This is a genomic window from Saccharopolyspora gregorii, from assembly GCF_024734405.1.
GTDB classification, from domain to species: domain Bacteria; phylum Actinomycetota; class Actinomycetes; order Mycobacteriales; family Pseudonocardiaceae; genus Saccharopolyspora_C; species Saccharopolyspora_C gregorii.
Genome location: NZ_CP059556.1, coordinates 2,369,641 through 2,390,947 on the forward strand (window position 1 = coordinate 2,369,641; position 21,307 = coordinate 2,390,947).

Genomic DNA, 21,307 nt, shown 5'->3' on the forward strand with positions numbered 1-21,307 from the left:
AGGAGTCGTTCAGTGGGTAACAATACATCGATCGAGTCTGCGTTGTATTCCGCATTTGATGAGGTTGTTGAGTCGAAGGTTTTTGAGGTTGATTTTCAGGATATTGGTTCGTTTTCTGGTGGGGAGTCTGGTCGTCCTGGTATGTTTGATGATCTTGATGAATGGCGGAACGTAATTATCGATGACCGCATGGATGCCGCGACGCCGAAGGTTTCCGAACTTGGACTTCAGTGGCGGACTCGATATAGAAGAAAACATCCAGAGGTGCTTGGCGAGTTCCGTGTCCGAAATCTCTACAGGGCGTTGCTGCGACCTCCTCCCGAATTAGTATGGAGCGGATCTACCGAAGCGGAAAAGGATTTTGTTGAGCAGCTTCGTGTTATTGACGATACTCCGCGATCCGGTGCAGGTTTGCTTACTGCTATCCGAATCCAGGAGGGCGTGTCTCCATTGGAGGTATGGTACTTCGATAAAGACTTGAGTCGCACTACTGTGGGCGGTGGAGACTTCATTAGGCTCAATATTGACTATAGTGGTTACATGAAGTCGCTTGCGCTAACTAAAGGGTCTTTTGGGTGGCAATATCTTTTTGCTGACATTTCGATAAATAATCTTAGTCGCGATGTGGTGCAAAATATTGATGCCATGTTGAGGGTATTTCCGAATGAGTTCCCTGGTTATGAATACCGTGACCTGCAGTCGCGTCTGGAGGCCAGGACATGACCCGCTACGCCGACATCCCCAAGCCCATCCGCTCCGGCATCGTGCTCGTCGACCCCGAGCGCGGTACCCCGCAGCGGGTGATCGTGTTGCAGTTCAACCCCGACACGCTCGAACGCTCGGTGTCGCCGCAATCAGCCGGAGGCGAAGGTGATTCCGGCGGTGGTGGCAGCGGGTCGGGGGACAAGAACGAGGCGCTGCGGCTGAAGGGCCCGGCGGAGGAGTCGTGGAAGTTCACGGCGGAGATCGACGCGACGGACCAGCTGGAGATCGCGGCACCGGAGGGCATCCACCCGCAGCTGGCGGCCCTCGAAATGCTGGTGCAGCCGACGACCGCGCAGCTCCGGGAGGCCACCCGCCTGGTGAAGAACGGCACCATCGAGATCAGCCCGATCGAGATGCCGCTGACCCTGTTCACCTGGGGCGGCAAGCGGGTGATCCCGGTGCGGCTCACCGAGATGTCCATCAACGAGTCGGCGTTCGACGTGAACCTGAATCCGATCCGGGCGAGCTTGAGCCTCGGCTTGAAGCTGCTGACGGTGAGCGATCTGCCGCCGGGCCACCGGGGCGCGGAGCTGTACCTGGCGCACTTGGCGCAGAAGGAACGGCTCGCGGGCGTCGGAACGTTGGGTTCGCTGGGTTCCTTGGGCCTGAACGGGGCAGGGGCGGGGAGGTAGGCCGTGATCGAACCGTACGAGACCGCACTCGACGACATCCCGGGCGCGCACCCGTATCCGCGCACGAGCCGCTACCACGACGTGGAGATCGGGGTGCACCGCACGGCCGACGGAACCGAGGTGCGGTACGCGAAGCGCCGGCTGCTGCCGAAGCTCCCGGAGCACGCGGACGAGCACGTGGTGAACGCCGGCGAACGCCCGGATCACCTGGGGCAGCGGTACTTCGGCGATCCGGGCCAGTGGTGGCGGATCGCGGACGCGAACCCGGTGCTGGACCCGGCGGAGCTGACCGCGGAGCCGGGCCGGGCGATCGACGTGCCGAGCCCGGGGGGTTTCGATGTCTGAGGTCCCGATCGGCTCCGGCCCGGTGCACTTGAGCCTGCACATGGGCCCGAAGCTCACCAGGCCCGTGCCGGGCGAGGTGGCGCAGGCGCTGTTATCCGCGCAGATCACCAGCACCGCGGGCGAGCGCAGCGGTTTCCAGCTGGCGTTCGACCTCACCAAGAAGGGGCGGATCGTCGACCGCCTCCTCCCGGAGGGCTTCTTCGACCCGAAGACGCGGGTGATCCTCGCGCTCGCCATCAAGGGGACGCCGAGCGTCATCCTCGACGGGCTGATCGTGCGCAACGAGGTCGGCGCCAGCAACCAGCCGGGGCAGTCCACGCTCACCGTCACCGGCGAAGACCTCACCTTGCTGCTGGACCTCGAAGAGCGCACCGACCGGTATCCGAACCTGGCGCCCTCGCAGCGGGTGGAGCGGATCCTGGGCAAGTACGCCGACTACGGCATCGACAGCCGCATCATCCGCGAGCAGGTGCACCAGCCGCCGCGGGAGGAACTGCGCGTCGACTACCAGTCGAGCACCGACCTGCAGTACGTCAACGACTTGGCCCGCGCCAACGGGTACACGTTCTACCTGGACCCCGGACCGCGCCCGGGACGCTCCACCGCCTACTGGGGCCCGGAGCAGCGGCTGGGGCAGCGGCAGCACGCGCTCACCGTCAACAGCGACGCGCACTCCACAGTGGACCAACTGACGTTCGCCTACGACGGCACGGCCCGCGAGCAACCCGAGGCGCGCGTGCAGGACCCGGCGACCCGCCGGGTGACGCTGCTGCCGGATCCGGACATCGGGCCGCTGCGGCCACCGCTGGCGCGGCGCGAATCCCCGGCGTTGAAGCGGAAACCCCTGTCCGGCACGGCGAAGATGGATCCGGAACGCGCCCGCGCGCAGGCGCTCGCGCGGGCGGCGACCTCCGCCGACGCGATCTCCGGATCCGGCTCGCTGGACGTGAACCGGCACGGGTACGTGCTGCGGCCGCGCGAGCTCGTCGGGGTGCGGGGCGCGGGCGTCACCTACGACGGCGACTACTACGTGAAATCGGTGACGCACAACCTGCGGGTCGGTTCGTACCAGCAGAACTTCACGCTCTCCCGCGAAGGGCTCGTGGCCCGCAGCGACACCGTCCGCCCCTAGCCCGAGGAAGGAACCGCATGGCCGACGCATCGAATAACCGCTTCCTCGGCAAGTTCCGCGGCCGGGTCGTGGACAACGCCGACCCGCTGCAGATCGGGCGGATCACCGCGCAGGTGCCGGACGTGCTCGGCGACGTGGCCTCCACCTGGGCGCTGCCGTGCCTGCCGTTCACCGGCCGCGGCGCCGGGCAGTACGTGGTGCCGCAGGTGGGCGCCGGCGTGTGGGTCGAGTTCGAGCAGGGCGATCCGAGCTTCCCGATCTGGACGGGCTGCTGGTACGGCGACCGTTCCGAGCTGCCGCCGGACGCGCTCGGCGAACGCCAGCCCGTCGTGATCCGGACGCCCGGCGACCACAAGCTGCTCATGTCCGACGTGCCCGGCGGTGAAGGGATCCTGCTGCGCGCGGCGAGCGGGGCGTACGTGCAGATCGACGAGAAGGGCGTGACCGTCGGCAACGGCAAGGGCGCGTCCGTGGAACTCGTCGGCGACGAAGTGAACATCAACCAGGGCCGGTTGATCGTGCCCAAGAGGCAGTAGGGGGAAGTCGTGACCGGAGGGAACCTCGTCACCGCCGCGACCGCGGTGCACTGCCCGCACGGCGGCCGGATCGTCGCCGCCACCGCGGCCGCATCGATCCGCGCCGACGGGCAGACCGTGCGGACCACCGGTGAGACGTACGCCGTGCTCGGCTGCCCGAACCTGAGCGGGCCGTGCCGCACGGTGCGTTTCACGCCGCGTGCCGGTGGGCTGCTCGTCGACGGCGTGCCCGCGCTGCTCGACGACACCGACGGGCAGTGCTTCAGCGCCGACCTGCGCCCGCAGGGGCCGCCGGTGTTCCGCGGCGACTCGCGGGGGGTGCGGTGCCGGTGATGAGGACCCACATCGCATTCCCGTTCCGCCTCGACCGCCGCGGCCGCACCGCCCGCGCCGGGCACCACGAGCACCTCGCCGATCTGGTCGAACAGGTGCTGTTCACCAGCCCCGGCGAGCGGGTGATGCGACCCGACTTCGGCTGCGGCCTGCTGGACCTGGTCTTCGCGCCGAACAGCCCGGAGCTCGCGGCGACCGTCGAGCTGTCCGTGCACGCCGCGCTGCAGCGCTGGCTCGGCGACCTCGTCGAGGTGGACGCGCTGGAGGTCACCGCCGAGGACGAGGTGGTGCGGGTGTGGCTGCGCTACCTGGTGCGCGCCACCGGCGAGCACCGCGACGAGATCTTCGAGGGGAGGCGGGCATGAGCGAGCTGCACTGCCGCACCGACGGCAGGCGGGCCCGGGTCCGCGCGGCACGGCTCGGCGGGGTGGACGCGGTGGAGGCCGCCGACGGCGGGCGCACCCTCGTCGTCACGTTCATCGGCAAGGCCCCGCACGGGGTGCGGCCGGAGAACGTGCGCATCGACGGCGGACGCCGCATCACCGGCATCACCGCGATCGACGTCGCCGTGGAGCGGGAGAAGGACCCGGAGCTCGACGACCGCATGTTCGTCACCGTCGACCGTCCCGGCGACACCACCCGCTATCGATTGTCCTTAGTAGACGGCGATCCGTACGGGAGGCCCGGCGAGGAACCGTTCCCCGGGTTCGACCAGCGCTATTGCAGCGCCGAGTTCACCTTCCACCCCGGCGGCCCCACCCCGTTCGACCACGCCGCGCGACCGCCGGGCGAACCGGAACCCGCGCCCGCACCGCTGATCGACTACACCGCCCGCGACTTCGACTCGCTCAAGCGCGTGCTGCTGGACCGGCTCGCGCTCACCACCCCCGGCTGGACCGAGCGCGTCGCGCCGGACCTCGGCGTCACCCTCGTCGAACTGTTCGCGCACACCGCCGACCAGCTGAGCTACCAGCAGGACGCGGTCGCCACCGAGGCCTACCTGGAGACCGCGCGGCGCCGCGTGTCGGTGCGCAGGCACGTGCGGCTCATCGACTACCCGATGCACGACGGCTGCGCCGCCCGCGCCTTCGTCGTGGCCGAGACCGCCACCGAACTGGACCTCGAACCGGGCGGGTTCCGGTTCGCCGCGGTCGATCTGCGCCCGCGCGGCCCGCACGACCCGCCCGAACCCGGTCCCGTCCTCGACGAGGACGCGTTGGCGGAGCTGGACGAGCAGGACGCGGTGGAGGTCTTCGAACCGCTCGCGGACGGCCCGTTCCGGCTGCGGCCCGCGCACAACCGCATCCGGTTCTGGACCTGGGGCGACGAGGACTGCACGCTGCCGGCCGGAGCCACCGGGGCGACGCTGCGCGACGACGAGCGGGCGCTGGACCTGCGGCCCGGCGACCTGCTCGTCCTCGAAGAGGTCCGCGGTCCGGTCACCGGCACCCCCGGCGACGCCGATCCGACGCGCAGGCAGGCGGTGCGGCTCACCTCCACCACCCCGGGCGAGGACGCGCTGCTGGCGCAGCCGGTGCTGGAGGTGACCTGGGCGCGGGCCGACGCGCTGCGGTTCCCGCTGCGCCTGAGCTCCACCGGCGGCTACGACTGCGCACCGATCCCCGACGTGAGCGTGGCCCGCGGCAACGTGGCCCTGGTCGACCACGGCCGCACTCGGCGCACCCCGGACCGGGTCGTCGTGCCGCCGGAGCCCGCGGTGCTCGGTGCCTGCGACGCGTCCGGCTGCCGGGACCGCACCGACGGCAACGAACCCGCCGAACTCCTGGGCTTCCTCATCGACCGCACCCGCGGCGGCCGGAAGCTCACCGGCGACGACGTGCGCGAGCTGCACGCCGTCCTCGGCGAACCCGCCACGACCCGCGCGGGCCTCGACGTGCAGAACGCCGGTCGCAGGCAGGAAGAAGTGCTGCCCACCACCGCGCACGAGCAGGCCGAAGCGCTGCGGCGGCTGCTCGCCCAGTCCGTCTACCCGGGAATCCGGCCGCGGTTCCGGCCCGTCCTGCACCGCACCCCGGTGGTGCAGGCCGTGCCGCACCCGCAGCCGGCGCACCTCGCCGCCGGGCAGGCCGCCCGGCTCGCCGCCATCCCCGGCCGGGTGCGGGAACGGCTCGTGGAGCTGTGGCGCAGCGCCCGCGACTCCGACGGGCTCGCCGACGCCGAGGTCGACGAGCTGGCCGTGCTGTTCGGCCGGGACCTGCTGGAACGCCTCGAACTGCGGCGGCACCCGGTGCGGGCGCTGCGCGACCTGCTGCACCGCGCCGACCACCTGCTCGCCACCAAGCGGCGCAGGCTCGACGTGCTCACCGCCCGCGCCCACGCCGGCACCGTCCTCGGCCCCGACATCGCCTGGGAGATCGGGCAGAGCTGGGGCGAGCAGCACGCCACCGGGCTGCACCCCGACGACCCGGTGCTGCACGGGCCCGCCGCGCACGATCCGGATCCGCGGGCCGCGCTGCCCGCCGTGCACGTCACCGACGGCGAGCACCGGTGGGAACCGCGCCGGGACCTGCTCGGCAGCGGGCCGCGCGACCGGCACTTCGTCGGCGAGCTCGACGACGACGGGCGGCTCGCGCTGCGCTTCGGCGACGACCGCTGCGGCGCGGCACCCGCGCCGGGCGCCGCGTTGGAGATCCGCTACCGGATCGGCGGCGGCACCGCGGGCAACGTCGGCGCCGAGGCCATCGATCGCCTGGTGCTGCGCCGGAAACCGGACGGTGCACCGCTGCCGGGCGTGGTGGTGCGCAACCCGCTGCCCGCCACCGGCGGCACCGAACCGGAACCGGTCGAGCAGGTGCGCCAGCTCGCGCCGCTGGACCTGCGCCGCACCCGGCCGCGCGCCGTCACCGCCGCCGACTACGCCGCGCTCGCCGGGAACGTGCCCGGCGTGCAGCGCGCCGCCGCCGAGATCCGCTGGAGCGGCAGCACCCGGGAAGTGCACGTCGCCGTCGACGCCGAGCGCACCGGCACCCCGGGCCCGGAACTGCTCGCCGAGGTCACCGACCTGCTCGAACGGCACCGCCGCATCGGCCACCAGCTGGTGGTGCGCCCCGCCCGGCAGGTGCCGCTGGAGGTCTCGTTGCGGATCTGCGCGGCGCCGGGGCACCAGCGCGGCCCGATCGTCGCCGACCTGCTGCGGGTGTTCGGCAGGCGGCGGCTGCGCGGCGGAGCGCTCGGGTTCTTCCACCCCGACGCGCTGAGCTTCGGCGAGCCCGTGCGGCTGAGCAGGCTCGTCGCCGCCGCGACCGCCGTGCCCGGGGTGCGCAGCGCGCAGGTCACCAGGCTGCGGCGCGCCTTCCACGACGACGACGGCGAACTCGACGCGGGCCTGCTGCGGGTGGCTCCGCTGGAGATCGCCTGCTGCGACAACGACCCGGAGCGCCCCGAGAACGGCGTGCTCCACCTGGAATTCGGGGGTGCGCGGTGAGCGGATGCGGATGCGGTTGCGACCGCCACGACGAACGGCGCGCCCCGGCCCGGCCGCAGAACCCGCCGGGCCGGTCGGCGCTGGACCTGCGGGCGGGGGAGCACGGCACGTTCCTCGCCGCGATGCTCGACCGGCTCGCCTCGCCCGCGCATCCGGCGCTGCGCGGGCTGACCGTGCGCACCACCGACGATCCGGCGATCGGGCTGCTCGACGCGTGGGCGGTGCTCGGCGACCTGCTGACGTTCCACTCGGAGCGGATCGCCGACGAGGGCTACCTGGGCACCGCCGACGACCACCGGTCGCTGGCGATGCTCGGCGGGCTCGTCGGGCACCGGCCGCGCCCCGGCGTCGCCGCGAGCACCTACCTGTCCTACTCCCTGGACCGGGACCCGCGGGACGAGGACGCCACCGTGCTCATCCCGCGCGGCGCCCGCAGCAACAGCGTGCCCGGCGCGGCCGAGACCGAGTCGGTGGTGTTCGAGACCGGCGAGGACCTGCTCGCGCGCTGGACCTGGAACCGGCTGGCGGTGCGGCGGCGGCGCCCGGCGCTGCTCACCCGGCAGGAGCTGGAGCAGCGTTCGGAGATCTACGTCGCCGGAACCTCGATCTCGTTGCACACCGGGGAGAACCTGCTGTTCGACTTCGGCGACCAGCAGCTGCTGCGGCCCGTCGGTGCGGTGCGGGTGGACCGGGACGAGGACGTCACCGCGATCTCGCTGCCGCAGGCACCGCCGCCGACCCTGGCGGAGCTGCGCGCCGAACTCGGTGCTTGGCTCGCACCCGGCACCGGAGAACCGTCCCCGCAGCTGCCGCACCCGCGGCCCGCCGACACCCTCATCGAGGAGTTCGACGCCCAGGTCCTCGCACCGCTGCGCGCCGAACTGCCCGCGATCGGCTCGCCCGCCCAGTTCGCGCTGCGGCTGGCCGAACCCCTCGACCGGCTCGCCGAGGCGGAAGTGCTCGCCGAACCCCGCGAGCCGGTCGCCGACTGGTTCGGGCGGCTGCGGGCCGTCGTCGCCGAGCTGCGGGACCGGGCCCTCGACCTGGCACCGGCCGCACCGGTCGCACGCCGCGGCACCGCGCCCGCCGCCGGAGCCGACCCGGCCCGCGCGCTGCGAGCGAACTCCGCCGCGCCACCGCCGGGCGTGCTCCGCGAACTGGTCGCGATGCGGGTGACCGCCGCCCCGTTCGGCGCCACCGCCCCGCTGCAACCGGTGCAGGACGCGGTGGGCCGGGTGGTGCGCCAATCGGACTGGCCGCTGCCCGGCGGCACCCGCACCAGCGTGCGCATCGCGTTCGACGCGGGCGGCACCCGGCCGGTGCGCGCCGAGTTCCAGCGCACCGAACCGGGTGGCGGCTGGCAGCACGTGGAGCAGCTGCCGACCCGCAAGGAGTTCGAGTTCGGCGGTGGCCGCGTCGAACTGACCGCATCCGACCCCGCGCTCCCCAGCCCCGCACCGCGCGAGGAGAACGCCGCCGGGGTCACCGTCCGGATGCTGCCGGAGCTGCCCGCCTGCACCCTGACGATCTCCCGCCCCGACGAGCAGGGCCGGGTGCACGTCGGCGTGCAGAACGGCTCCCGGGAGGAGTGGGACCTGCTGCCGCAGCAGCAGGAGACCGCGTTCGTCGGCCCGTACCGGCTCACCGCCCGCTACGGCGCCGGCGGCGAACCGGCGAACGTGGAGCTCACCTTCACCACCGCGCCCTACCCGGGCAGCGAACGGATCCTGGTGCTCGACGGGGTGCACGAGCAGATCACTACCGGCAGCCGCGTCGTCGTGCGGCGCCCCCGCAAGGGCGCGCCCGGCGGGATCCCCGGCGACCCGGCGCTGGCGTGCGTCGTCACCCGCGCCACCGCCGTCCGCACCACCGCCGGGACCCGTTACGGCATCACCGGCCGCGCCACCGAGCTGACCCTCGCCGACCCGTGGCTGGACGACCAGGACCGGCAGCTCTCCGACATCCGCGACGCCACCGCGCACGCGGGCGGCGAACCGCTGCGGCCCGCGGACGAACCGCTGGACGAGGAGGTGCGCGGCAGCACCCTCGAACTCGCCGACCTGCACGAAGGCCTGCGCCCCGGCCGGTACCTGGTCGTGTCCGGGGAGCTCGCCGACCCGCCGGGCGCTCCCGGCACCGAGGTCGCCGTCATCGCCGCCGCGGACACCGCCCTCGACCCGGAACTGCCCGGCGACCACCCGCACACCGTGCTCACCCTCACCACCGACCTGCGGCACCGCTACCGGCGGGACACCGTCGTGGTGCACGGCAACGTCGTGCCCGCCACCCACGGCGAGAGCCGCGACGAACCGATCGGCAGCGGCGACGCGGGCAAGGCGCACCAGACGTTCGCGCTCTGGCAGTCCCCGCTGACCTGGCTGCCCGCCGACAACCCGCTGGGCGCCACCCCGGCGCTGGAGATCCGGGTGGACGGCCTGCGCTGGCACCCGGTGGACAGCCTCGCCGGGCGCGGGCCGGCGGAGCGGGTCTACGTGGTCGGCGGTGACGCGTCCGGGCGCACCACGGTGACCTTCGGCGACGGCGTGCACGGCGCGCGGCTGCCCACCGGGCAGGAGAACGTGCGGGCCCGCTACCGGTTCGGCACCGGGCGCGCCGCCAACGTCGGCGCCGACCGCATCACTCAGCCCGTCACCCGGCCGCTGGGCGTCACCGGGGTCACCAACCCGCTGCCCGCCACCGGGGGCTCGGACGCGGACGGCCCGGCGCTGACCCGGCGCACGGTGCCGCTGGCGGTGTCGGCGCTGGACCGGCTGGTGTCGGTGCGCGACTACGAGGACTTCGCCCGGTCCCGCGCGGGGATCGGGCGGGCCGCGGCGCGGCGCGTGTTCGACGGCAGGCGCGAAGTGCTGCACCTGACCGTCGCCGGGGTGGACGATCTGCCGCTCGCGCCGGACGGCGACCTGCTGCGCGCCCTGCGGTCCGCGCTGGACGAGTACGGCGATCCGCGGCTGCCGGTGCGGGTGCAGCCGCGGGAGGCGGTGCTGCTGGTGGTGTCGGCGAAGGTGGCGCTGGAGCGCGACCACGCGTGGGACGTGGTGCGACCGCGGATCCGGCGGGCGCTGCTGGACGAACTCGGCTTCGCCGGCCGGGAACTGGGCCGGCCCGCGCTGCTGTCCGAAGTGCTGGCCGCCGCCCACTCCGTGCCGGGAGTGTCCTACGTGGACGTCGACGTGTTCGGCGGGATTCCCGAGGACGGCAGCCCGCACGAGCTCGCCGCGGTCACCGACCGGCTCGCCCGGCCCGCCGACGTGGTGCCCGCGCGCCTCGCCGAGCACGTCGAGCAGCGCTACCGCGTCACCGCACCGGGCGGCGAGACCCTCACCGACGTGGCCGCCCGCAACGGGATCTCGTTGCGCGACCTGCTGCGCCGCAACCCCGACATCACCGGCACCGCCCGGCTCGAACCGGGTCGCCGGGTGTTCGTGCACCGCGGCCTGCGCCCCGCCCAGCTGGCACTGCTGTCCCCGGACGTGCCGGATTCGCTGATCCTCACGGAGGTCCACCGATGAGCCGGGAACCGGATGCGCTCGCGAACCTGCTGCCCGCCTGGCACCGGTTGCGCGACGCCGAGCGGGGCGAGCCGCTGCGCGAGCTGCTCGCCGTCGTCGGCGAACAGCTCGACCTGGTGCGCGACGCCGTGGCGCAGCAGTACGACGACTGGTTCGTGGAGACCGCCGCTGAGTGGGCGCTGCCGTACCTGGGCGAGCTCGTCGGCTACCACCGGCTGCCCGGCTACGAGCGGGTCGGCACCGCCGGACTGCGCGACGGCGGCGATCCGGCGGAGGCGCGGCGGCGGCTCGCCGAAGCGCTCGCCCCGCGCCGCGACGTGGCGGCGACCGTCGCGCACCGGCGGCGCAAGGGAACGCTGCCGCTGCTGGAAGAGCTCGCCGCCGGAACCGCCGGGTGGCCGGCCCGCGCCGTGGAGCTGTCCCGGCTGGTGGCGCACCACCAGCCGGTGCGGTTGCACGGCGCAGGGGACGCGTTCCGGTTGCGGCGCGGCAGGCTCGCCGACGTGCGCGAGTCCGCGGCGCTGGACCTGGCGGGCGGCCCGTTCGGCACCGTCGCCCGGTCCGCCGACGTGCGGCGCGCCGGATCGCGGCACCGGCGCGGCGGCCTCACCCCGGCGGGGGTGGCGCTGTTCGCGTGGCGGCTGCGGCCGCACCCGGTGCTCGGCGCGCCCGCGTACTGCATCGACCGCACCCGCAGCCTCTACACGTTCTCCATCCTGGGCAACGACGTGCCGCTGGTGACGAAACCGGTGCCGGAGCCGTCGGCGACGCACATCGCCACCCTGGACAACGTGCCCGCCCGGCTGCGGCGCAGGCAGGTCGCGGATCGGCTGGCGGACTTCTACGGGCCGGGCAAGAGCTTCGTGATCCGGCTGGACGGGCAGGACGCGCCGGTGCCGCCGGCGGCGATCACGATCGCGGACCTGACGGGCTGGCGCTACCGGCCCGGGTACGGGCAGGTGGCGGTCGACCCGGTGCTGGGCCGGATCGCGTTCGGCTCGCGGTCCGCACCCCGCGCCGGGGTGTCGGTGGACTACCACCACGCGTTCTCCGCGAACATCGGCGGCGGCGCCTACCCGCGCGACCCGGAGATCCCGCCGCACGCGCGGATCCGCCGGGTCGGGTCGGGCGAGGAGCACCCGCTGATCCGCGACGCCTACGAGGCGTGGCGCGCGGAACGCGAGTCCGGTGGCGCGGCGGACTGCGTCATCGAGATCGCGCACAACGGCGCGCACCAGGAGGAGCTGGACTTCGACCTGGGCCCGGACGAGCGGCTGCTGCTGCGCGCCGCCGACGGGAAGCGCCCGGTGATCCGGCTGCTCGACACCTACAGCAACCGCCCGGACGCGCTGAACATCCGCGTGCCGCAGGAGGTTCCGGCGGGGCGGCGGCCGCGCGTGGTGCTGGACGGGCTGCTCATCACCGGCCGCGGCGTCAACGTGACGGGTCCGCTGGCGGCGCTGGAGGTCCGGCACTGCACGCTCGTCCCCGGCTGGTCGCTGGAACCCGGGTGCGAGCCGCACGCGCCCGGAGAACCGAGCCTGCTGCTGGACCGCACCACCGCCTGCGTGGAGATCGACCGCAGCGTCCTCGGCACCATCACCGTGATCGGCGACGAGGTGAGCACCGATCCGCTGCCGATCCACCTGCGCGACAGCGTCCTCGACGCCACCGGCCACGACCGGGAGGCGCTGTCCGCCCCGGACTGCCGCCACGCGCACGCGGAACTGCACGCGCACCGCAGCACCGTGTTCGGCGAGGTGCACGCGCACGCGGTGCGGCTCGCGGAGAACAGCCTGTTCACCGGGCGGATGCACGTGGCCCGTCGCGGCATCGGCGACCTGCGCTACAGCTACGTGCCGTCCGGTTCCCGCACCCCGCGCAGGCACCGGTGCGCCGGGGACGTGGCCGAGGGGGTGCGGCCGGTGTTCGAGTCGGTGCGCTACGGCACGCCGGACTACGCGCGGCTGGCGGCGAACTGCCCGCTGCCGATCCGCCGCGGCGCCGAGGACGGGTCCGAGCTCGGCGCGTTCCACGACCTGTACGAGCCGCAGCGGGAGGACAACCTGCGCGCGCGGCTGGCCGAGCACGTCCCGGCGGGGGCCGACGCGGGCCTGATCTTCGTCTCCTGATCTCCAGCACGAGAGGACGCTCCGAACATGCACGCAGACCTGTCCCGCATCAACTTCCGGCCGGAGCGCGGCTATTCCGCGGTGGTCGCCCAGCAGGGCCGCGTCCAGCTGGATTCGGACGCGAACGAGCAGGCGCTGATCCAGCTGCACGAGCAGCGGACGGTGCTCACCGACCTGATCGGCCCGCACGGCGGCCCGGTGGACGCCACCGGCTTCGGCATCGAGCGGATCGCCGGCCCGCACGGGTTGTCGGACCTGGCGATCGGCGGTGGCCGCTACTACGTGGGCGGCATCCGCTGCGACGCCTACCGCCCGACGCCGGGCGAGGCGGTGCCGGACGAGGACGAGCCGGTGCCGCCGGTGGAGCAGCCGTCGAGCTGGACGTACTGGGACCAGCCGGACGGGTTCCGGGACCCGGAGCTGCCCGCGGACCGGCTGCCGGACGAGCCGTACCTGGTGTACCTGAAGGTGTGGGAGCGGATCGTGACGGCCGCCGAGGATCCGCAGCTGCGGGAGGTGGCGCTGGGCGCGGCCGCCCCCGACACCTCGGCGCGGGTGAAGGTGGTGTGGCAGGTCCTGGCCCTGCCCGCCGCCGATCTGGGCGTGACGAACGCGGACGCGCCCGCGGACGCCGTGCGGGAGGCGTTCGAGGAGTGGAACCGGCAGCAGCGCGCCCGACCGCCGCTGCTGGCCGCGCGCAGCAAGCGGCCCGCGGACGCCGACACCGACCCGTGCCTGGTGCACCCGGAGGCCCGCTACCGGGGTCCGGAGAACCAGCTGTACCGGGTGGAGATCCACGAGGGCGGCGCGGAATCCGGCGCCACCTTCAAGTGGTCCCGGGAGAACGGCTCGGTCGTCTTCCCGATCGACGAGGTCGACGGCACGTGGGTGGCGCTGGCCTCGCTCGGCGGGGACGAGAAGCTGGACCTGGACGTCGGCGACCTGGTGGAGGTCGTGGACACCGCCTACGCCAGCCGCCTGGAACCGGATCCGCTGCTGCGGGTGGAGGAACTGGACCTGCCGGAGCGCCGGGTGCGGCTGTCGGCGGAACCCGAAGCCGGCCGGGACGCGCGGCTGCACCCGTTCCTGCGTCGCTGGGACCAGCGCGAGGGCAGCAGGCAGCCCGGCGCCCCCACCCGGCCGATGCGCGGCGGCGCGATCCCCGTGGAGGAAGGCCGGTGGCTGCGGCTGGAGGACGGCGTGGAAGTGCACTTCAAGCGCACCGACCCGGGCCGGCCCGCCTACCGCACCGGGGACCACTGGCTCATCCCGGCCCGCACCGCCACCGGCGACGTCGAGTGGCCGACCGATGCGGGCAGCCGTCCGCTGCTGCGCGAACCGACCGGCATCTTCGTGCAGTACGCGCCGCTGGCGTGGGTGGCGGGCGAGCAGCAGATCGTGGACCTGCGCCTGACGTTCGGGCTCACCTGATCCTGGTGCGGTGCGGTGCGGTGCAGTCGAGACGGGTCGCACCACAACTGAAAGCCGATTCGGTGCGGACGAAAACCGTTGTACCACCGTCGAAATCCGATTCGGTGCGGTCGAAGACCGGTGCAGTGCAAACGGAACCCGTTGCTGCGCGGCCGGAACCGGTTCCAGCGCGACCGGAGCTGTTCGCGGGGGAGTCCGGCCGGGATGTGGGGGAGTGCCCGGCCGGGCTCCTTCCTGCGCGGCCGGGCGGTCGGGGAGGGACCGCGTCCGGCCTGACCTCGCCGGAGCGGCGAGGCCCCGGCCCGCGGCTGGTCGGGGATTCAGCGCTGCGGGCCGAGCATTCGGTGCTGTGGCGGGGAGTTCCGCCGTGCGAGCCCACGGCATTCCGCCCGGCCCGCCGCCGATCGCGGAACGGGTACCCTCGATCGCCGAGCCCCGGTGAGTGTTTCCCCGATTCACGCGCGCGAGCGCAGTCGATCGCGCCGGGAATCTCGGGCGCGTCGAGACGGTGGCTGAGCCGGTGAGAGTGCGCAGATCGGGCTCGCGGACACGGTCCGATCTTCAACGGCTACCCGATCGGCTGCCCTGTGAGGCGCCGTGTCGGGAAGGCGAGGTGCCCTCGGATCGAGACGTCAGGGCACGACCTAGCGGGGTCGTAGTTCATACCGTTCCGTCATGGCCTCCCGAAAGCAGGTTGATCCCCACCTCGCACGACCGTCGACCCCTGAGCCGGTGCGATCGGTCTTGCCGATCGACAGCCAGAGGCACCTCGGCGTCGAGGTTCGGCCGTCCGGGTACATGCCGCCGGCCAGGGTCATGCACCTGCAACGGACGCTCGGCAACATGACTGTGGCGAGGACGCTGCAGGACCACGACGCCACTCCAGCTAGTTTGCAGGCTGAGGGCATCGACACGATGGGGGCCCTGCTCGACCGATTCAAGATGCCGATCTCGAAGTACCGGATCCCGGACGATGCGCGAGCCGCGGTGCCGGAGGACGAGGAGAAGATCGCCGAGTTCAACAAGCGTCTCGACCAACTCGCCGAGAAGGCGCCGTTCAACGGCTCGTTCACGGTCGCCGTCGAGACGAGGGATCTGCCCGGTTCCGGCGATTACATGGCCGCAGCCAAGTTCGCGCGTGCGCTGGCGGAGTTCTACTCCTTCATCGAGGAGTGGAAGGACGTCACGGTGCGTCTCTCCGTCGGGCGTCTTGATGGCGACGCGCCGGAAACGCACAAGGATTCGGTGCGTCGGGAGGTCAGAGGTGTTCTCGGTGAATCAGGCGCGAGCCTGTACGAGGGCAACGGGGAGCGTGCCGATGTCACCATCGGGTATCCGGTAGGGGGCGGCGTGGATCAGGACTTCACCGTGGCGCAGTACGGTTTTAACCAGTTCGGGTCGCCGGAATTCAACGAGTTCGGCAGTGGCCCGGGGTTCGGTTCTCTGGGTGTGCTACCGGTTCCCGATCGGGACCGTCAGGATGCGATCACCGCGGCCGAAAATGCCAAGAAGCCACGTGAAGACGGGGTACCGCCCACGACCGTGATGGCGGCGCTGAACGACCTGGAGGTCAAGCACGACCTCGCCGGTTTCCACTTCGCCTACTACTCGACGTTCGATCGGCCGGTGAAGCCCTTCGTCACCGAGATCGTGGACTCGATCGACAACCGTCCCGAGAGCGCGGGCCCGATCGAGAAGCCGAACGTGGGTATCGCCGTCTCCAAGCCCGCCAAGGGTCTGGAGAGTGCGGCAGCCGCTGTCCGGGCGAAGCCCGGCTGGCAAGTCGTTCATTACTCGATCTCGCGAAACGAGAGCACGATCGAGACGAAGTCGGTCAACCCACCCGCGCGGGCGGGTGCCCAGGGCGGCGGCAAGAAGGTGAGCAATAAGGAAAGGAAGAGAGCGAAGAGCAAGGGGGCACCGGCGACGGCGACCACGGGTGGGGAGGCAGCGGCGAGCTCGGCCGCAGCCGGTGTCGAACACGTCCTCGTACTCGTCGAGTTTCCCGAAGGCGTGCGCTCCAACGAGATGCTCAGCCTGTACTACTCGAGCCTCGACCCGGCGGGTGCGACGGGTGATCAGAGCTTCATCGAGGCATACCAGATGATGGCCCCGAACACGCACATCAGGTACGACGTGGCGGAGCACCAGCGGAAACTGGCCCGGCACATCGAGGAACTGAACGCTTACGACGAGGGCACCGGCCGCTCCGTCATGACCAAGAACAAGGAAGCGCAGAGGGGGGTGAGGTCGGTGCCGGTGGATCCCGGACGGAAACTCGTCCAGAAGAACCTGCTCCATCCCATGCTGCTGCTCATCAACGAGAAGTTGCAGCGGCAACAGCAGCGAGACGCCTAGAACCGACTGGCCCGGCTTCCGCTTCGCCGACGTTCGGGCTCACCTGATCTCGGTGCGGTGCGACCAAGCCGAGCTGCTTGGCGACCGAAACCCGAGCTGGAGCGATCGAAGATCGATGCCTCGCGGCCGGAACCCGTTGCCGCTCGACCGGAACCGGTTTCGGCGCGGTCGGGGTGGACGTAGCGGAGCCCGGCCGGGATGTGGGGGAGTGCCCGGCCGGGCTCCTTCCTGCGCGGCCGGGCGGTCGGGGAGGGACCGCGTCCGGCCGGACCTCGCCGGTGCTCGGCGAGGCCCCGGCCCGCGGCTGGTCGGGGAATCAGCGCTGCGGGCCGAGCATTCGTTGCTGTGGCGGGGAGTTCCGCCGTGCGAGCGGGTCGAGGGCGAGCGGCTTCCGGTGCGTCCCCGTGCTCGCGGGATCTCCGCGACGGGGGTTTCCCGCGAGCGCCGGTGTCACACCTCGGTGCCGCGCGCCGCGTGCAGGGCGGTGTTGCAGGCGGCGCAGGACGGTGCCCGCACCCAATCCTCTTCGGACGGTTCCGCCACCATCCCGGTGCGCGTGCCGCACACCGACGTGTCCTCCGGCTGCCCGTTCCACCGCGGCCCCCGGAACGCGTGCCGCACCCCGTCCGCCGCTGGCCGCCAGAAGTGCCGGGAACTCACGAGACCCGCCGCGCGCACGACCGGCACATCGCCCGATCCGCCACCCCGTCCGGAATCCTCGCGGACCGCCTCAGGTGCACCGGCCCGTAGACGTAGGTCCCGCACTCCGCGGCCAGCGCCCCGCCGCCGGCCCGGCCGACCGCGTGCCACCGCGTGTCCACCGGCCCGCGAGAAGCCGCCCACGCCGAGACCGTCGCGGCGGGGAATCGGTCCTCCCGATTGCGAGCGATTCCGAAGTGGAACTGTCTCATCGAGTTGTCGTCGGTTCGGAGCGGAGTTCCCGTCGTGCTGCTCTGGAACGAATTCATCGTTGCACTCCTTCGGATTCCGCGGCCCCCGGATCCGCTGTCGGGGTGGGCTGGCATCATGCCCGGATCGGTTCGCCGATGTCCCAGAACCATGGACCGCGGGCGGTTTCGACGACAACGGTGTCGTGGTAGCCGCATCGGGTGATCAGTTAGGTGAGCCCGCGACGAATGCGATCTCGCGGGAGCGACGACACGGAGCGCGGATGGCGAAAACTCCGAAGAACCAGGCATTGGGGAAGGCCTTGCGGCAGGCCCGCGAGGAGAACGGATTGACGTTGCGCGCGCTCGGGAAACGGCTCGAACGCGACCCCGGGGTGTTGTCGCGCTGGGAGACCGGTGATCGGACGCCGCGCCCCGAGCAGGTGGCGCAGGTGCTGACCTCGCTCGGCATCAACGGCGAGCGGTACGAGGAGGTCGTCGAGCTCGCGCACGGGGCCGACGCACCCAACTGGGTGGCGACGACGCTTCCGGCGCAGCGGCAGCAGTTGGAGGCGGTGATGGACCTGGAGCAGCGGGCTACGCGCATCGTCGAAGTGTCCCCGCTGATGATTCCAGGGCTCCTGCAAACGAGTGACTACATCGCTGCTGTCATGGAAGGAGGTGGTGTTCCCGCAGCAGAGATCGCGGCACGAACGGCCCTGCGGATCAGCCGCAGGGAAGCGGTAACCGGCCCGCGGTCTCCGGAACTCGTCGCGTACATCGGGGAAGCCGCGCTTCATCAAGTGATCGGTAGTAGAGCTGTTCTGCGTGCGCAGCTCCGGTTTCTCAACCAGGTGGGCGCTCGACCGAACATCGAGCTGCGCGTCGTCCCACTGGCCAACGGTTGGCATCCAGGGCTGGAAGGACCCTTCTTCATCATCCGATCCGGCCTGGATGAGGTCGTCCATTTGGAGAATCGTAAGTCGGGACTCTTCCTGCACGAGCAAGCGGATGTGAAGATCTACCGAGAAGCCGTCGGTATGGTCGAGCGAGTGGCGCGGAACGCGCACGAGTCGCGAGCCATCATCGCCGACCTCGCCAGGAGGATGGAGGAGCGCCGATGAGCGTGGAACGGACCTGGATCAAGTCGAGCCGCAGCCAGAACACCACGACGTGCGTCGAGGTGACGACGACGTTCGACGAGATCAGAGACTCCAAGGACCCGCACGGCCCAACACTCAAGACCGCCGTCGCGCCCTTGGTGCAGGCCATCAAGTCCGGCCGCTTCGACAGCTGAAGCCCTCCCGGGCCACCAGGTGACCGGCCCGCTCGACCGGGTTCCCACGCGAGCGGCCCGGCCACCTGGCCGGATCCGCGCCGCCGGGCGGGCCGGGTGGTTCACGGTTCGAGGAGACGCGCGCGGATCCGCTGGGCCACCGGGTCGGAGAACTCCGCCAGCAGATCCGCCGCCTCGGCACGACGGTCTCCGGCTTCGTCGGACCCGCAGCGGTCGAGCGCGGTGGCGAGGTGGTCCAAGGCGACCGCCCACTGCCAGCGGTCGTCGAGCTCGCGGAAGGAGTTCGCCGCCAGCCGGTGGAACCCGACGGCCTCCTCGGCGCGGTCCAGCGCCGAGTAGACCGCGCCGGTCGCGTCGATCACCTCGGCCTCCCTGGCGTGGTCGCCCAGCCTGCGTTGCAGCGCGGCGGCCCGCTGCAACGTCACCAGCGCTTCGGACGGCAGGCCGAGATCGGCCTCCACCCGCCCGAGTTCGAGCGACCAGTACGCCTGCCACGCCCGGTTCCCGTGCTCGTGGGCGATCGCCAGCGCCTCCTCGACGAAGCCCAGCGCGTCGTCCGGGCGCCCGAGCCCCCGGTGGGCGTGGCTGAGCCCGCGCAGCGCGTCGCCCCTGCCGCCGGGCGAGCCGAGCCGGGTGTAGCGGCGCACCGCGTCGCGGAGCAGTCCGGCGGCCTCCTCGAACCCTTCGAGTCCCAAGTGGACGTTCGCGATGCCGTTGGTGGACACCGCGATCCAGTACTCGTCCTCGGCACCGGTCGCGAGCCGCCGGGTCCGCTCGAACATGCGCAGCGCCTGCTCCAGCTCGTGCCCGCGCAGGTGCGCCATGCCCACCGCGTTGGTGGAGGCCAGCTCGCCCGCCCGGTCCCCGAGCTCCCGGCGCAGGTCGAGCGCGGCCAGCTGGAACCGGATCCCTTCGGCGCGCCGCGCGGACTGGGTGTGCGCCTTGCCCAAGCTCTCCAGCATGTCGGCTTCCGCGTGCCGGTCCCCGGACGCGCGAGCCGCCCCGAGGCCGATGGTGCTGGTGGCGAACCAATCGTCGAACTGGTTGCGGCCCGCGTAGATCCCGCGCAGCAGCGCGGGAAGCCGCCACGCCGCCTCGTGCAGGCCCGCCGCTTCGGCGGCCCGCACGGCGGCCACCAGGTTGACCCGCTCCCGCTCGAACCACTGCGACGCGTCCTCAGGCGAGGTGAACTCCGGGATCGCGGCGCCGGGCTCCTCGGCCGGCGGGCGCCGATGCCCCGGGGCGAGCACTCGCACCGCCCGTTCGGCGCAACCCGCGTACCAGCGCACCGCGCGGTCGAGCGCGGCGCGAGCGGTCTCGGCGGATTCCTCGGTGCGGGCCTGGTCCGTGGCGTACGCGCGGAGCAGGTCGTGGAACTCGTACCGGTCCGGGCGCGGCTGCTCCAGCAGGTGCGCACCGGCCAGGTCGTCCAGCAGCCGCCGCGCGCGGCTCACCGGCACGTCGGCCAGCGCGGCCGCCGCGGCCGACCCGAACTCGCGCCCGGGATGCAGGCCGAGCAGCCGGAACAGGCGGCTCGCGTCCTTCGACAGCGCCCGGTAGGACCAGGCGAACACCGAGCGCACCGCATCAGCGTCGTCGTCATCGCCCGCGGTCAGCGCGTCCCATAACGCGGATTCGTCCCGTAACTCCTCGATGAGGTCGTGCAGCGGCGCGGCCGGCCTGCTGATCGCGCGTTCCGCCGCGATCCGCAGCGCGAGCGGCAGTCGCGCGCACAACCGGGCCAGCTCGTCGAGCTCCGCGTCGTCGTCCGGCCCGCGGTGCCCGGCGGCGAGGCTCCGCAGCAACCGGACCGCCTCCTGCTCGGGCAGCACGCCGAGCGTCACCCGCCGCGCGCCGTCGCGCGCGACCAGCCCGGACAGCCTGCTGCGACTGGTGATCAAGGTGAGGCATTCGCCGCCGCCCGGCAGCAACGGCCGCACCTGCCCGACGGTGGCCGCGTTGTCCAGCACCACCAGCATGCGGCGCCCGGCCAGCAGCGAGCGGAACAGGGCGGCCCGCGACTCCAGATCGGCCGGGATCTGCGCCCCGGGCACGTTCAGCGCGCGCAGGAAGCGCTCCAGCGCCTGATCGGGCGTGACCCGCGGACCCGGGTCGTAGCCGTGCAGGTTGACGTACAGCTGCCCGTCCGGGAACCGCGGCGCCATCCGGTGGGCCCAGTGCACGGCCAGCGACGTCTTCCCGACTCCGGCGGTGCCGACCACCACGCACGGCGCCGTCGTGCGACCGGCCTCGCCATCGGGCAGCAGCAGATCCAGCTGGTCCAGTTCGGCGTGCCGGTTGACGAATCCCGGTGCGTCGGCGGGCAGTTGCCGGGGCACACCGTCTTCGGGGCGCCGCGGGCCGTGGAAGTGGATGCCGCCGCTGACCAGTCCGGCCTGGACGACCTCGTGCGCCGCGCCGGAGAGCTCGTTCCTGGACTCGTCGCCGCCCCGCGCAGGCATGGCACCACCCCCGGTTCCGACG

At 72.3% G+C, this 21,307-nt stretch carries 15 protein-coding genes; 14 read left to right on the forward strand and 1 reads right to left on the reverse strand.

Translation table 11 applies throughout. The features are described 5' to 3' along the window. Window positions 1-12 precede the first annotated feature (12 nt). The 14 genes from H1226_RS10180 to H1226_RS10245 all read left to right on the forward strand — a co-directional run bounded on the left by H1226_RS10180 (window position 13) and on the right by H1226_RS10245 (window position 18,823). A complete protein-coding gene (locus tag H1226_RS10180; protein ID WP_258348680.1) occupies window positions 13-723 on the forward strand; it encodes a hypothetical protein in 711 nt (236 codons plus the stop codon). Further along, entirely contained in the window at window positions 720-1,397 is a 678-nt protein-coding gene (locus H1226_RS10185; RefSeq protein ID WP_258348681.1) for a hypothetical protein, read from the forward strand. The genes H1226_RS10180 and H1226_RS10185 overlap by 4 nt, the downstream gene beginning before the upstream one ends. A 3-nt stretch (window positions 1,398-1,400) precedes the next feature. Further along, the gene (locus tag H1226_RS10190) at window positions 1,401-1,742 is read left to right on the forward strand and encodes a LysM domain-containing protein (RefSeq protein WP_258348683.1); all 342 of its coding nucleotides are present in this window, start codon (window positions 1,401-1,403) and stop codon (window positions 1,740-1,742) included. Further along, window positions 1,735-2,874, forward strand: coding sequence for a hypothetical protein (locus tag H1226_RS10195; RefSeq protein WP_258348685.1), 1,140 nt, complete (start codon window positions 1,735-1,737; stop codon window positions 2,872-2,874). The genes H1226_RS10190 and H1226_RS10195 overlap by 8 nt, the downstream gene beginning before the upstream one ends. 17 nt (window positions 2,875-2,891) lie before the next feature. Next, on the forward strand, window positions 2,892-3,410 hold the full coding sequence (locus H1226_RS10200; protein WP_258348686.1) for a phage baseplate assembly protein V: 519 nt from the start codon (window positions 2,892-2,894) through the stop codon (window positions 3,408-3,410). 9 nt (window positions 3,411-3,419) lie between these two features. Beyond that, window positions 3,420-3,743 (forward strand): hypothetical protein, encoded by a 324-nt coding sequence (locus H1226_RS10205; protein WP_258348687.1) that lies wholly within the window; start codon window positions 3,420-3,422, stop codon window positions 3,741-3,743. Continuing rightward, window positions 3,743-4,108, forward strand: coding sequence for a GPW/gp25 family protein (locus H1226_RS10210; RefSeq protein ID WP_258348688.1), 366 nt, complete (start codon window positions 3,743-3,745; stop codon window positions 4,106-4,108). Before H1226_RS10205 ends, H1226_RS10210 begins: the two co-directional genes overlap by 1 nt. Then, window positions 4,105-7,188, forward strand: coding sequence for a putative baseplate assembly protein (locus H1226_RS10215; protein WP_258348689.1), 3,084 nt, complete (start codon window positions 4,105-4,107; stop codon window positions 7,186-7,188). Before H1226_RS10210 ends, H1226_RS10215 begins: the two co-directional genes overlap by 4 nt. Then, window positions 7,185-10,718 carry a putative baseplate assembly protein gene (locus H1226_RS10220; RefSeq protein WP_258348690.1) on the forward strand — a complete coding sequence of 1,178 codons (3,534 nt, stop codon included), beginning with the start codon at window positions 7,185-7,187 and terminating at the stop codon, window positions 10,716-10,718. The genes H1226_RS10215 and H1226_RS10220 overlap by 4 nt, the downstream gene beginning before the upstream one ends. After that, window positions 10,715-12,850, forward strand: coding sequence for a hypothetical protein (locus tag H1226_RS10225; protein ID WP_258348691.1), 2,136 nt, complete (start codon window positions 10,715-10,717; stop codon window positions 12,848-12,850). The genes H1226_RS10220 and H1226_RS10225 overlap by 4 nt, the downstream gene beginning before the upstream one ends. Window positions 12,851-12,877: 27 nt before the next feature. Beyond that, window positions 12,878-14,281 (forward strand): DUF6519 domain-containing protein, encoded by a 1,404-nt coding sequence (locus H1226_RS10230; RefSeq protein WP_258348693.1) that lies wholly within the window; start codon window positions 12,878-12,880, stop codon window positions 14,279-14,281. 675 nt (window positions 14,282-14,956) lie between these two features. Beyond that, window positions 14,957-16,639: a hypothetical protein gene (locus H1226_RS10235; protein ID WP_258348694.1), complete on the forward strand. Its 1,683-nt coding sequence runs from the start codon at window positions 14,957-14,959 to the stop codon at window positions 16,637-16,639. Window positions 16,640-17,810: 1,171 nt separating this feature from the next. Continuing rightward, window positions 17,811-18,650, forward strand: coding sequence for a helix-turn-helix domain-containing protein (locus H1226_RS10240; protein ID WP_258348696.1), 840 nt, complete (start codon window positions 17,811-17,813; stop codon window positions 18,648-18,650). Beyond that, window positions 18,647-18,823, forward strand: coding sequence for a DUF397 domain-containing protein (locus H1226_RS10245; RefSeq protein WP_258348697.1), 177 nt, complete (start codon window positions 18,647-18,649; stop codon window positions 18,821-18,823). Before H1226_RS10240 ends, H1226_RS10245 begins: the two co-directional genes overlap by 4 nt. A 101-nt stretch (window positions 18,824-18,924) precedes the next feature. On the opposite strand, the gene H1226_RS10250 is transcribed toward H1226_RS10245, so the two are convergent. Then, the gene (locus tag H1226_RS10250; RefSeq protein ID WP_258348698.1) at window positions 18,925-21,285 is read right to left on the reverse strand and encodes an ATP-binding protein; all 2,361 of its coding nucleotides are present in this window, start codon (window positions 21,283-21,285) and stop codon (window positions 18,925-18,927) included. Between the last annotated feature and the right edge of the window lie 22 nt (window positions 21,286-21,307).